The sequence below is a fragment of the Lysinibacillus sp. A1 genome, from assembly GCF_000801965.1.
Classification (GTDB): Bacteria; Bacillota; Bacilli; order Bacillales_A; family Planococcaceae; genus Lysinibacillus; species Lysinibacillus fusiformis.
On the sequence record NZ_JSZM01000001.1, the window covers coordinates 275125 to 288502 of the forward strand.

General features: G+C 37.5%; 13 protein-coding genes and 1 pseudogene. 7 read left to right on the plus strand and 7 right to left on the minus strand.

The window, feature by feature from the left end:
* Positions 1-31: 31 nt before the first annotated feature.
* The 7 genes and pseudogenes from PI85_RS01250 (at position 32) to PI85_RS01275 (ending at position 5831) form a co-directional block, all read left to right on the plus strand.
* Complete coding sequence (locus tag PI85_RS01250) at positions 32-1657, plus strand: NAD(P)/FAD-dependent oxidoreductase (RefSeq protein WP_200886541.1); 1626 nt, start codon at positions 32-34, stop codon at positions 1655-1657.
* 25 nt (positions 1658-1682) lie between these two features.
* A pseudogene (locus tag PI85_RS01255) lies at positions 1683-2407 on the plus strand (SDR family NAD(P)-dependent oxidoreductase).
* Positions 2408-2436: 29 nt separating this feature from the next.
* Positions 2437-3390, plus strand: a complete 954-nt coding sequence (locus PI85_RS01260; protein WP_036119332.1) for an alpha/beta hydrolase — start codon at positions 2437-2439, stop codon at positions 3388-3390.
* A gap of 127 nt (positions 3391-3517) precedes the next feature.
* Positions 3518-3934, plus strand: a complete 417-nt coding sequence (locus PI85_RS01265; protein ID WP_025114584.1) for a YugN family protein — start codon at positions 3518-3520, stop codon at positions 3932-3934.
* Positions 3935-4085: 151 nt separating this feature from the next.
* The gene (locus tag PI85_RS24570; RefSeq protein WP_191967666.1) at positions 4086-4250 is read left to right on the plus strand and encodes a hypothetical protein; all 165 of its coding nucleotides are present in this window, start codon (positions 4086-4088) and stop codon (positions 4248-4250) included.
* A 42-nt stretch (positions 4251-4292) separates the two neighbouring features.
* On the plus strand, positions 4293-5360 hold the full coding sequence (locus PI85_RS01270; RefSeq protein ID WP_036119327.1) for a sorbosone dehydrogenase family protein: 1068 nt from the start codon (positions 4293-4295) through the stop codon (positions 5358-5360).
* A gap of 51 nt (positions 5361-5411) precedes the next feature.
* Complete coding sequence (locus tag PI85_RS01275) at positions 5412-5831, plus strand: universal stress protein (RefSeq protein WP_036119324.1); 420 nt, start codon at positions 5412-5414, stop codon at positions 5829-5831.
* Between the two features lie 82 nt (positions 5832-5913).
* Here the strand turns inward: PI85_RS01275 and PI85_RS01280 are convergent, their stop codons facing one another.
* The 7 genes from PI85_RS01280 to PI85_RS01310 form a co-directional block, all read right to left on the minus strand.
* On the minus strand, positions 5914-6771 hold the full coding sequence (locus PI85_RS01280; RefSeq protein ID WP_036119322.1) for a DUF6612 family protein: 858 nt from the start codon (positions 6769-6771) through the stop codon (positions 5914-5916).
* A 248-nt stretch (positions 6772-7019) separates the two neighbouring features.
* A complete protein-coding gene (gene qoxD / locus PI85_RS01285) occupies positions 7020-7301 on the minus strand; it encodes a cytochrome aa3 quinol oxidase subunit IV (RefSeq protein WP_008180843.1) in 282 nt (93 codons plus the stop codon).
* Entirely contained in the window at positions 7301-7900 is a 600-nt protein-coding gene (gene qoxC, locus PI85_RS01290; RefSeq protein ID WP_025114588.1) for a cytochrome aa3 quinol oxidase subunit III, read from the minus strand. Before qoxC ends, qoxD begins: the two co-directional genes overlap by 1 nt.
* 1 nt (position 7901) lies before the next feature.
* Positions 7902-9845: a cytochrome aa3 quinol oxidase subunit I gene (gene qoxB, locus PI85_RS01295; RefSeq protein WP_008180847.1), complete on the minus strand. Its 1944-nt coding sequence runs from the start codon at positions 9843-9845 to the stop codon at positions 7902-7904.
* Between the two features lie 60 nt (positions 9846-9905).
* A complete protein-coding gene (qoxA, locus tag PI85_RS01300; protein WP_036119319.1) occupies positions 9906-10811 on the minus strand; it encodes a cytochrome aa3 quinol oxidase subunit II in 906 nt (301 codons plus the stop codon).
* Positions 10812-11629: 818 nt separating this feature from the next.
* Entirely contained in the window at positions 11630-12472 is an 843-nt protein-coding gene (locus PI85_RS01305; protein ID WP_036119317.1) for a DUF2785 domain-containing protein, read from the minus strand.
* Positions 12473-12731: 259 nt separating this feature from the next.
* Complete coding sequence (locus tag PI85_RS01310) at positions 12732-13196, minus strand: hypothetical protein (RefSeq protein ID WP_008180854.1); 465 nt, start codon at positions 13194-13196, stop codon at positions 12732-12734.
* Between the last annotated feature and the right edge of the window lie 182 nt (positions 13197-13378).

Here is a 13378-nt window from a genome sequence, read left to right on the forward strand (position 1 = left end):
CTTGAGAATTTATTAGTTGAGGGGGAATGATGTGAAAAACCAACCAATTAAAGAGGTAGATGCAGTTATTCTAGGCGCAGGATTTGCAGGCTTATATATGTTACATCAATTAAAGAGTAAAGGATTCTCAACGATCGTCTATGAAACGGGTGATGGTGTAGGAGGCGTTTGGTATTGGAATCGATATCCTGGTGCTAGATGTGACATTGAAAGTATTTATTATAATTATACTTTCTCTAAAGAATTATATGAAGAATGGACGTGGACATCTAGGTTTCCTGAGCAAGAAGAAATATTACGGTATTTAAACTATGTGGCAGATCGTTTAAAATTACGATCCAATATTCAATTCAACACACGCGTCAAGGCTGCACATTTTGATGAGGAACAGCATAAATGGCTGGTTCATCTAAATGATGGACATCAAGTTTTAGCGAAGTATTTTATTACAGGGATAGGCTGCCTTTCTGCAGCGAATGTTCCTAAGTTTCAGGGGTTAGATCAGTTTAGTGGAAAATGGTACCATACCGGGCATTGGCCACATGACAAGGTAGATTTCACAGGCAAAAGAGTAGGAATTATTGGAACAGGCTCCAGTGGTATTCAAGCCATTCCGGTAATTGCTAAAGAAGCCAAGCATTTAACCGTCTTTCAACGAACACCACAGTATACAATACCTGCTCGTAATCATCTGTATGATGAAGACTTCATACGACAGACTAAGGGGAATTTCGAAAATCTAAAGCATGCAATGAGGAATTCTGTTTCAGGCACCCCTTTTGCCTATAACCACCCATCTGCCATTGAGGATAGTGATCATCAAAGACAGAAAGTTTTTGAGGAAGCATGGGCACAAGGTGGTTTTGCCTTTGCATCGACTTACAAGGATTTATTAACAAATGAACAGTCGAATGAAAAGGCGGCGGCATTTATTCGTTCTAAAATACGCGAAACTGTTCAAGATCCGACCGTAGCAGAGAAGTTATGTCCCAAGTATATGTATGGCACAAAAAGACAAGTTTTAGATAGCGATTATTTTGAAACCTATAACAGAGATAATGTTTTACTGGTGGATGTAAAGGAATCGCCCATCTTAGAGATTACTGAAACAGGGATCCAAACAGCTAGCAATCATTTCGAGTTAGATATTATCATATTTGCAACGGGCTATGACGGCATGACGGGTCCCTTATTTAAAATAGATATTCGTGGAAGGAATGGCGTGACATTAAAAGACAAATGGGAAAATGGTGCATCGGTTCAAACCTATCTTGGACTAGCTACAGCCAATTTTCCAAATCTATTTATGATTACAGGTCCAGAAAGTCCTTCTGTCCTTGTAAATATGCCAATCGCTATAGAGCAACATGTAGAATGGATAGCACAATGCATCGATTATTTACGTGAACATGATATCGATGTCATGGAGACAAATGAGGAGGCAGAGCAGGCATGGAGTAAACATTGTCGAGAGATTGCGAATGAAACATTATATGTAAAGGGCGATTCGTGGTATACAGGCGCAAATATTGCAGGGAAACCACGTAGCTTCTTAATCTATCTAGGTGGCTTCGATTATTACACAAAATGCTGTCAGGAAGTTGCCCAAAATAATTATGAAGGCTTTCAGTTATTAAAATTAAAATCTATATCATAGTGTCTGAGGGAGGAGCATAAATAATATGGAGCAGCAAGTAGTGATTATTACTGGTGCGGGAAGCGGAATAGGTAGAGAAACAGCTAAACTACTAGCGACAAAAAACAAGGCATTAATATTAGTAGACTTTGATGAAAGGAGTGGTCAGGACACTTTAAAAGCAGTGAAAGAGTATCAGCAGCAGGCCATTTTTGTCCAAGCAGATGTTTCCAACCGTCAAGATGTAAGGAAGTACGTGGATGCTGCCAAGCAGGCATTTGGTCGAATTGATGCTTTCATTAATAATGCGGGCATTTTAAGTCCACCCTCATTGTTAGGTGATTTAGATGAGGAGATGTTTGATCGTGTAATCTCTGTCAATCTGAAAGGGGCATTTTTAGGTTTAAAGTATGTGCTAAAAGAGATGGAACAACAACAATCAGGTGTCATCGGGAATACTGCCTTAGCTGCTGGAATACAAGGGCAACCCTATATGGGAGGCTATTCGGCAAGCAAGCATGGTGTCATCGGGCTAACTAAAACGGCTGCTATAGAATATGGACCTAGCGGTGTCCGCGTAAATGCTATATGCCCTGGTGGTGTCAGGACAAACATGACAAAGGGACTTGAAACAAGCCTGAGGAGAATGGGCCTCTAAGAAGATTAGCAAACCCTACTGAAATCGCAAATGTAATCGCTTTCTTAATTTCGCAGGAGTCTTCTTATATGAATGGTGCAGTTGTGACGATTGATGGCGGACTTACATCGTAAAGAACTGATAAAAGAGAGGATGAAGCTTAATGGAACATCGTATTGACCCGGAACTAAAAGAATTATTAGCTGTTTTTCCACCTTTAGACTTAGACAATGTACAAGCTACAAGAGATGGGATGGCGGCTGTAGCCGTACCAGCAACAATAGACGAGCAGATTTTAGTTACTAATAAAATGATTCAAGGACCAGAAGAGGGTGTTGCACTGCGCATTAGAATCTACCAGCCAAAAGACCAAAATGAAATTTACCCAGCATTGGTGTGGATTCATGGAGGTGGCTATGTTTTAGGAGCTCCAGAGGGCGATGATTTGCTTTGTCAGCGCTTCGTTACAGATGCAAAGTGCGTCGTTGTATCAGTAGACTACAGACTTGCACCTGAGTATCCTTACCCAGTCCCACTCGAAGATTGTTATACTGCGTTAAAATGGGTGGCAGATCACGCAGATGAACTAAGGATTGATAATCAACGTATAGGGATAGCCGGGGCAAGTGCTGGGGGTGGGCTAACCGCTGCTCTTGCATTGCTAGCACGTGATCGTAATTATCCAAAGCTTAGCTTCCAAATGCCTCTATATCCAATGATAGATGATCGTAATAATACACCTTCCGCATTAGAAATTACTGGTCATATGATCTGGAATCATTCCCTTAATCAAAAGGGATGGGAAATGTATTTAAATGGAGCAAACGGCAGTGACAATGTGTCACAATACGCTGCTGCTGCAAGAGCCGATGACTTAACTGGGCTTCCCTTTACTTACACATGTGTTGGTCAGCTAGATCCGTTCCGTGATGAAACGTTACAATATGTAATGAAGCTCTGTCAGGCAGGCGTCGATGTTGAGTTTCATTTATATCCAGGATGCTATCATGGCTTTGAAAGCTTAACGCCAACTGCCGCAGTTAGCCTAAGAACTGTTACAGAATATGTAGAAGCCGCTAAATATGTTTTAAATCGAACAGTCTCAGTTCCTTTATAAATATTGACAAAAATCTCGAAGCCTTGTTATTTTAGGGCTTCGGGATTTTTTTGCTGAGTGCGAGAAATAGTTTGTAATTCCTCTTTTTAGGATAGACTTTTATTAAGTGAAAGGAGGAGGTTTCAAATTGCTACAGTTTGATTCAAAAATAGTTGGAAAAGAGATAGGCTATGGTTATTTGCGAGATCATATTATTGATCGTGGTTTTACAATTGGTGGGAATTGGGAGTATCATAAAGGGAGCTTTGACGCGGTACTATGGAGAGGTGGCGGCGAAACAATCTATTTGCGCGTGCCCTTTATCGTAACGGTTGGGGAATTGGATAATGAAGATGCCCAAATTCGATTTCAAAAGCCGTTTGTCATTAAACATGTTGCTAACGTTGGCTTAGATTATGATGAAGGCTCATTACTAGATGCTACAGGAGCTAGTCAGTTCCAGACGCCGCTTGATAAGGATGGGTATATTCATGATAAAAGTAGATGGATACAGGCGGGTGAACAAGTTGTAGAAGAAAAAGTACTGCCTTTTTTTATCAACTAATTAGATAAATATGTATATTCTTTCGAGAAATCGTATGTCTTTTATCCTTCGATTTTTGGGAACTTATAATCAAAAATAGAAAATAGAATTGTCGTAAGAATTTACCAACCTTATAATAGTGTTAGCATATACTACTATAAGAGGTGAGTTTATGGATAAAATAACAATAGATGATTTTTATTATTCCTATCAAAAATTACGACAAGAACGACTCATCCATCGAAAAGAAGCTTATCTTAAAGTGCTAGAGCACACAAAAACATTTGGTGAAATAATTATGTTTGACAGTATAAAAATAAGTAAAAGAGACGTCTAGGACCGACGTCTTTTTCTATTTTCGAAAAAAGGAGGAGACAAGATGAAGCGAATGATTCCCAGTTTGCTGCTAGTTATTTTGATGTGTGCGGCCTGTACTTCTACCAAGGAGAAGGATGAGAGGATGGCAAAACAAGAAGAACCCTCAAAAGTCACTTCAAACGTTGAAGTAATAGCAGAGCAATTACGAACACCTTGGTCGATCGAAAAAAGCGATACAGCGTTATATGTAACAGAAAGACCAGGCAATATTGTAAAGATCATGGAAGGTGAAGTTGAAAGACAACAGGTCCTATTAAAGAAGGAATTATCGACAGCTCCTGAAGCCGGCCTCCTAGGATTTGTGTTAGCCCCTGATTTTACGACAACCCATATTGCTTATGCTTACTATACGTATGAAGAGGGATCAACGCAATTTAATCGGGTCGTAACATTGACGCTAATCGATAATAAGTGGCAGGAAACGGACCTCTTAATTGATCGAATACAGAGCGGTACATATCATCATGGCGGTCGTTTAAAAATAGGCCCCGATAGGAAATTGTATGTTACTGTCGGAGATGCCACTCAGCCATCTTTAGCACAGGATTTAGATGCATTAGAAGGAAAGATTTTACGATTCAATTTGGACGGTTCCATACCGAATGATAATCCTTTTCCTCGTTCTTATGTGTATAGCTATGGGCATAGAAATCCGCAGGGATTAGCATGGGCAACAGATGGTACGATGTACGCAAGCGAACATGGCAATGCGGCCAATGACGAAATCAACATAATTGAAAAAGGGAAGAATTATGGTTGGCCACTTATAGAGGGAACAGACAAACAGCAACATATGGTAACCCCTCTATTTACCTCAGGCTCGGCGAAAACGTGGGCGCCATCTGGTATTGCTGTAGTAGATGATCAATTATATGCTGCAGCACTAAGGGGGACAGCGGTGCTAACATTTGATGCGAACATGAAAAAACAAGATGTGCTACTATCGGAATTTGGGAGAATACGAGATGTATTTATGGATGGTAGCTACTTATACTTTATTAGTAATAATACGGATGGACGCGGCAATCCACAACCCGATGACGATAAACTATATAGAATACCGTTATGATATAATATTTGTGAAAACATGGAATGGCATGATGAATGGAGAGGACTAAATATGGCTAATTATCTTAAAATCGCAGTAGCAATTGATTTCTCAGAACAATCATTGAAGGCTTTAGAAAGAGCAAGTCAAGTAGCAATGCAACACAAAGCTACTTTGCAATTAGTGAATGTAATTGATACTAAATCTTTTGGAGCGGTGTCAGCATATGATTTAAAATATGCGGAAGAATTGAAGAAAGAAAACAAGAGCAAAATGGAAAGCTTAGAAAAGCAAGTGGTTCAGACAGGTGTTCAAAGTGTAGAATCTGTAGTAGAAACGGGTTCGCCAAAGGGGATCTTGACACAGCTTACGAATGTTGATTTGATTGTATGTGGGGCAACCGGGTTAAATCGTATGGAAAAAATGATGCTAGGGTCTGTAGCAGAAAAAGTAGTACGTTACGCTCAATGTGATGTATTAATCGTTCGATAATTTTACGGAAATCTTCGTCCTATTTATATGGATAAAGACAAAACAAACCTGCTTGTAGGTAGATGACAAGCAGGTTTGTTTTTTATTCGATTGTTTGTGCGTTATCTACAATGCTTTGAGGAATATCAATTGTTTTAAGATGATTGAAATCAGTATAAGTAACGACTGATTTTGTATTCATTAACAATTCATCGCCTTCTACTGCCATTTTTAAATCAAAATTCATATCCATTTTTTTCGTATCGAAAGTCTCTTTATCAATGTGTAGCACATAGTTGATTTTTTCGATTGTTAATTGATCCATAGGGTTTTCTTCTAATCCCATGTCTTCTATTGATTTATTAATTTCAGAATCAATTAGCTCTTTAAATTTATCACCTTTTGCTTCTAATGTAAGGACATATTCTTTATCCGTTTGTTCAAATGTAAAATCATTAATAAACTTTTTAAGTTGTTCTAACTGTTCTTTAGCGTCAGCAGAAGCAGCCGTTTGATCTAAAATAGCATCAAAGTTCTCATCAGGAAGCTTTAACCAGCTGTCTGTAGTCACATCTTTCATGAAAAGGCCAGCGTCTTTTTTCATATACATTTCAATAGGCATGTCCGTTGTTTCTTGGCCTTCACTCATCATATCTGGCATCGACATAGAGCCTGATAAATGCATTGCTAATGGGTCGACGATAATGTCCATTTCCATTTTAGAGTTAATAGAGAACTCCATCGCCTCTTCACCAGATCCAACCTTCGTTACCTGTGTCATATCCATATTGGCACTAGCACTTTTAATGTCAGACTGACGATCCACTGCCTTGTCATACACTTGTTCTAAAGTGAGGTTGCTAGTTTTAGTTGTGTCTTTCGTAGGCGTGGCACTTGAATTACAAGCAGCAAGAGTCAATGCTAGTGTTCCAACTGCTAGTACTTTAAAAATCTTCTTCATTACTTTCATCTCCTATTCTTGGTAAAAAACACTATCTACTAATATACGCCCAAGAAAAGGAAAAGTTTCGTTATTCTATAAAATGTATCTAAATACTTAGTGAAAAAACAATAATCTTGCAGTAATGACCAGTAATAAGCATGAAAATTAATAAAAAAGCTGTCACCAACCAATCGTTTAATACGAAAGTAGGTGACAGCTTTTTGAGGAGCTTTTCAATAAGCTCGAAAATATCTACATGTAATTGCTTAGTAACCCCAGATCATGGCAAACAATGTACCAATGATTGTTACAACACCTACGAATACTGAATATAAAATCGTTGTATATAACGTTTTCTTATCTTCAGATTCACCGATGTGCATGAATAACACTAACTGTACAGTTGCTTGTGCAAGGGCAGTGACAAGTAAAATAGCAAATGCCACTTTATAACTCATATCAAAGGTTACAACGGCTAAAGCGACAAGTGTCAGTAATAGTGAGAAGCCGAAGCCCATGACATGTTGTTTTGGGAATAATTCCTTCATCAGCTAATCAGTCCTTTCAAATAGACGAAGCTGAAGATGAAAATCCAAACAACGTCTAGGAAATGCCAGTACAATGAGAAGATAAACGCTTTGTTCGCTGTTTGTGGATTTAAACCACGTTTAGCTACTTGGATAATGATAGCTAGGCCCCAGAAGAAACCAAATGTTACGTGGGCACCGTGTGTTCCAAGTAATGTCATTAATGATGACAGGAATGCGCTTGTTTGAATTGTCGCACCTTCATGTACATAAGTGATGAACTCATCAATCTCAATAGCTAAGAAACCTAAGCCGAGTAAAAGGGTAATGATGAAGAAAGTCATCATTGCCTTTTTACGACCAATACGCATTGCATGAACACCCAGACCAATTGTGAAACTACTTGTTAATAATAAGAATGTTTCCCATAAAACTGGTGTTAATTCAAAGATTTCAGCACCATTCGGGCCACTACCTGTCCGTGTGTGAAGTGTGAAATACACAGTAAACAATGTGGCAAATAACACGATCTCGGCGCCAAGGAAAATCCAGAAACCAAAGATTTTTAGGCGATTTTCCTCTGTACTATATTCTAATGGAAGTGAAGAATCGATTTTCATATTATTTATCACCTCTCAAGCTTTTCTCAGTTGCCATAACTTCCTCAACTGAAATATAACGACCATGGTCTTTTTCGAAAGAACGATGGATCATGAAGCCAAATACACCAAGCATACTAATGATGGCTGGCACCCACATATTGAATACAGCGAAGAATGCTGCAAGGAAGAAGAATCCACTCATCCAGAAAGGTGTGCCTGTATTATTTGGCATGTGAATTTTTTCAATTTTACCTGCTGTAATATCGCGACCTTCTTTTTTCGCGAACCAGAACTCATCTAAGCGAGTAACAGTTGGAACTACTGCAAAGTTGTATTCTGGTACTGGAGAATGAGTAGCCCATTCAAGTGTACGACCTTCCCATACATCTGCCTTTTCATTACGAGGCATATGCTTCCAGCTGTAGTAGATATTATAAACGATCAACGCAAAGCCGACTGCAAGTCCTAAAGCACCAACGAATGATAACATGTTCAATGGTCCATAGCCTGTTGACTCTGAGTAAGTGTACATACGACGAGCATAACCATCTAAACCTAAAATGAATAGTGGGAAGAATGTTACGTTGAAGCTGATTGCAATGAACCAGAACGCAGTTTTCCCTAATTTTTCATTTAAACGGAAACCGAACATTTTTGGCCACCAGTAGTGGTAACCTGCAAGTACACCGAATACTGTACCTGGAATTAAAACGTAGTGGAAGTGGGCAACTAAGAACATCGTATTATGATATTGATAGTCAGCACTTGCCATCGCTAGCATTACCCCTGTAACCCCACCAATTGTGAAGATTGGAATAAAGCCAAGAGCATAAAGCATCGGTGTTGTAAATTGAATTTTCCCGTTCCTCATCGTCAGCAACCAGTTAAATATTTTAACACCGGTTGGAACGGCGATTGCCATTGTTGTAATAGAGAATACGCTGTTTACCATTACCCCGTGACCCATTGTATAGAAGTGGTGGGCCCAAACTACGAATGATAGTAAAGAAATAACAACCATACTCATAACCATTGATTTATAGCCGTACAAGTTTTTACGCGCAAATGTTGCAATGATTTCTGAGAAAATACCGAAAGCAGGTAGAATAACGATATAAACTTCAGGATGTCCCCAAACCCAGAATAGGTTGGCCCAAAGCATATCCATACCGCCGTCTTGCATTGCAAAGAATTTAGTACCGAATTGACGGTCTAACATCATAAGAGCAAGCGCTACAGTTAATACTGGGAATGCGAATACAATAATTACGTTTGTAATTAAAATCGACCAAGTAAACATTGGCATTTTCATTAATTTCATACCAGGTGCGCGCATTTTAATAATAGTCGTGATGAAGTTAACACCTGTCATTAATGTACCAATACCTGATAATTGAAGTGCTAAAGAATAATAGTTATTCCCTACAGTCGGACTGAAATCCGTACTTGCAAGAGGGAAGTAGGCTGTCCAACCAGCGTCTGGTGAACCACCAATAATGAATGATAAGTTTAATAAACCAGCACCTGCTGCGAATAGCCAAAAGCTGACAGCATTTAGACGTGGGAAAGCAACGTCACGTGCACCAATTTGAAGTGGGATGACAATGTTCATTAAACCAATCACAAATGGCATCGCCATAAATAAAATCATTAATAAACCGTGTGTTGTGAAAATTTCATTATAATGTTGTGCATCAAGAAGCCCGTTATCCGGAACAGCTGTTTGTGCACGCATTAATAGTGCATCGATACCACCGCGGAATAGCATTAATAATGCTACAGCGATATACATAATCCCGATTTTTTTATGGTCAACAGTTGATAGCCAGTTTTTGTAGAAATAGCCCCATTTTTTGAAATAAGTAAGGCCAGCTACGATAACGACTGCTCCAACTACGATACTAATAGCTGCCGCTAAAATCATCGGTTCTTGCATTGGATGGAATAATTCTTCCATACTCATTGGATGCGCTCCTTTCAAAATTAAAAATTAATATTCTACTCGTTCAAAGTTAAATGTAAATTAATGACCTGAATGTTCATTATTCATATCTTCTTCAGACATGTCACTATGGTCCATGTCACCCATTTTCATGTTTTTACCATGTTCCATTGGGGCAGGGCTGAATTCTAAGTGTGTAGATGAGAAGCTTTGGCGACCAACATGCTCAGCTTTTAATAGCTCATCAAATTTTTCTTCTGTTAATGGTTTTTCTTTTGCTTTAACATCAGCAACCCATTTATCGAAGTCTTCTTTTGTCATAGATTGTGCTTCAAATTCCATTTCTGCAAATCCACGTCCATTGAAGTTAGAGTTACGTCCCATGAATGAACCCACTTCATCTGCTGCAAGGTGAATAGTTGTTAACATATCACTCATGGCATATTTTTGACCTGCTAATTGAGGAATCCAGAAACTTGTAATCGGACCGAATGAGTATAATTTAAACTCAATTGGACGATCCACAGGAAGGTTAACATAGTTAACTGTTTCAACACCTTCTTCAGGGTAACTAAAATGCCATTTCCAGTTTGATGATGATGCATAAATTACTAAAGGTTCTTTATCGTCATATCCTGCTGGCTGAGCCTCTACAGTAGATGTTGTTCTTACAGTTACAACAGCCAAGAATGCAACAATAATAATAGGAATTACTGTCCATGTGATTTCTAGAAGATGGCTACCCTCTTCATGAGGTGGCTCATAATCTGCAGATGCTTTTGACGCACGATATTTAGTTAGCATAAAGGCTAAAAGCACATACACGACTAGTAATATAAAGGCCATTGTAATAATGGATAAAATAATTGTGTTTGATAATGTTTCTGCATTTGGTCCTTTAGGATTGAATACTGTTAATGGCTCACATCCAGCAAGAAGTGCAAGAGCACCCAATGCTACAAACATTAAACTTAATTTTTTCTTCATGTTTGACTCCTTTCTATAGAACGGCTATTCATAAAATTCATGTGTTTTTTGTCAGTTCACATTTATAAATAGTGGATACTGAGGTCACCTCTTTTATCTTGGCGTACCAATCAACAACTTAAGAATTTACAATGGCATGGTTCAATATGAAACATAAATCTTGAAGTTGATTGGTCTAATGCAAGCGTTAGCAAAATCAATGATTTGTGCAATCGTTTCACATACGTACATGTCTATAACGATTGTCACATCTTGTCGTTGTTTGCACATTGGATTATACGCCCTGTTTTTAAGAAAAAACATAATTTTGTTATGAAAATGATAGTAAAGATACATTGAATTTGAACATTTTTTGAACAAAAAACGTTATTTTAGTATTGGTATTTTAAGGTTTTGTTTATTAAACACTGTGGAAACGTTGAAAATACAGCATTCTTCATGTTTAACTAAGTAAATAGTTTTTTTTATGAAAAATTGTATTTCACATTTTGGACGCTGTTTTGTAATAAAATCAGTATCCCGTCGGACATAATAATAGATTTTATTTGCCTTTTATCTATAAAAGGAGTAGAAGAAGAATCATTGTGTGGAAACATTAGGATGAACTATCAATGAAAGGAATGATTGAAAAGGGAATAAATGGGGAGTGTTATTAATTATGTTAATATAACAAATAGTTTTCTTGATTATACAAAAATTTACATATTTATATTCTATTTGAAAAACAAAAAGCAAACTAAGTAAATTCTTAGTTTGCTAATATGGTAGAAATTTTTTATGTTTATGAGAAAGATACGTATCGAATCAGCATTTTTTAGTCAGTCCCCAAGCTTGAGCCATTTGGCTACTTGCCCATAGATTGTATTTTGTAGTTTGGGGGCTTTATTATTCATTTTTAAAGAAAAATATAATGTCTTCATGAAGTTTAATGTACAAGTACGCCCACTAAAAAAGCTATCATTATAACCTTGCGTCATTAAATGCATTTCAAACTTATCAAAGGCTTGTTCAACAAATTCGATCAAAGCTTCCTCCGAATAGTTTTGTTGTAATAAAGCATCTACTATGTTGATTAATCGCTCTTCTTCATCATTGACATAGACAGTGCCTTTCCACGTGACAAGCTTAAGTGCATGTAAAATGGATGGAGCATATTGCAAATCGAATTTTGGGTGTTTAATAGTCATGGCGGCTAAATCAGCCCCGTGTGAAATGCTATGAGCCCATCCTTTATCCTTTACGTAACCTCTTGTATCTTGTTCTAATAATAGATAACGTCCAATTTTTTTAAAGAAAGGCTGCAACTCGTCATCTTTTAAAACAAGCAACTCGGCATCCTTTGCAAGTATACCTGCAATGAGCAGTGCAGAGAATGATCTAGTAAAGACACTGTCTGTTGGTGCTTCTCCGATATGTACATATAGAAAATCCTCACTTGTTGCTGTCTCAAATAATAATTGTAATTGTTGGGTGCTTAATAAATTATCACTTAGTAAATCAACAAACGTACGATAAATTAAATGATCGCGCAATTCAGCATCAGTTGAGCCAATGTGCGTTAGCATCTCCTGTAAGAGCCATTCTCCGTTGTCCTTCATCACTGCCTGACGTTCATGCAGTGTCATAGTAGAAAAAGATTGTAGTGTTTCTTTTATATTCATATTTATGTGTGCCTCCATCATAAGGTTTGTTCTATTATTATAGCTCCTTTTTCAAGCAAATCGACCAATTTGCAATCCTGATGTAGGACGGATAGCCATTTGCTGTGTGAATTGACAATACAAACACTTTAATGTTGGTGACTGTTATAATATTATTTCCAGAAACTATAGAAAGTTGTTATGATAGAAACGCAATAAAATGGAAAGGCTTAAATAAGAGTAAAAAAAAAGACATACGATGAAGTATGTCTATCTCTACCTATATTATGGCTGCTGATTTTATACCGATTGGCCATTCAATCAGTGAATGCTGGTTTGTCTTCAGCTCAACGAGAATATTGGTATTTTTTATAGCATCAATAAGCCATTCGCTGTAATGACGATTCGGCTCAGGATGTTGTAAAATTTGATGCATATCTTTTTTGTCCACATGTAACAGCTTGTCATTACATTCGATGTTTACTTTTTGAGGAATAATGGAAAGAGTTTCATTTTGATGCCCAAGTGCGATAGAACCTGGAATTGTTCCAAGAATACGTAAAAGATAAGTGCTAGCTTCTTGCGTATACACATCAATTTTTGTACGTGTTAAAAATTCAAATTCGATCGGATTATCTTGAATAGGTCCGTCCGCTGTAGAAAATGAAATGACTTTAATCGATAATGCCTCGAATGCAGGTGAGATACAATGGTCAAATTCAGTGATTGTATCTAGTAATTGCATGTATTCCACTCCTTATGAAGAACTTGATTTTCTGTATGCAGATAACTAGGAAGAAAGTCTGCAAGTTGTAATAAATTTTAGACTATTCTAATTATAATACATTTTATTACAAAATATGAATGTAAAAGCAATTATTTTTTGTGAAAAATAAGAAACTTGTGGATTTTTTTAGTAAATAATCG

Bases quoted from the DNA above. Each gene is read 5' to 3' on its own strand.
- PI85_RS01260 (WP_036119332.1), top strand. From the start codon at position 2,437: ATGGAACATCGTATTGACCCGGAACTAAAAGAATTATTAGCTGTTTTT.
- PI85_RS24570 (WP_191967666.1), top strand. From the start codon at position 4,086: ATGGATAAAATAACAATAGATGATTTTTATTATTCCTATCAAAAATTA.
- PI85_RS01270 (WP_036119327.1), top strand. From the start codon at position 4,293: ATGAAGCGAATGATTCCCAGTTTGCTGCTAGTTATTTTGATGTGTGCG.
- PI85_RS01275 (WP_036119324.1), top strand. From the start codon at position 5,412: ATGGCTAATTATCTTAAAATCGCAGTAGCAATTGATTTCTCAGAACAA.
- PI85_RS01280 (WP_036119322.1), bottom strand. From the start codon at position 6,771: ATGAAGAAGATTTTTAAAGTACTAGCAGTTGGAACACTAGCATTGACT.
- qoxD (WP_008180843.1), bottom strand. From the start codon at position 7,301: ATGAAGGAATTATTCCCAAAACAACATGTCATGGGCTTCGGCTTCTCA.
- qoxC (WP_025114588.1), bottom strand. From the start codon at position 7,900: ATGAAAATCGATTCTTCACTTCCATTAGAATATAGTACAGAGGAAAAT.
- qoxB (WP_008180847.1), bottom strand. From the start codon at position 9,845: ATGAGTATGGAAGAATTATTCCATCCAATGCAAGAACCGATGATTTTA.
- qoxA (WP_036119319.1), bottom strand. From the start codon at position 10,811: ATGAAGAAAAAATTAAGTTTAATGTTTGTAGCATTGGGTGCTCTTGCA.
- PI85_RS01305 (WP_036119317.1), bottom strand. From the start codon at position 12,472: ATGAATATAAAAGAAACACTACAATCTTTTTCTACTATGACACTGCAT.
- PI85_RS01310 (WP_008180854.1), bottom strand. From the start codon at position 13,196: ATGCAATTACTAGATACAATCACTGAATTTGACCATTGTATCTCACCT.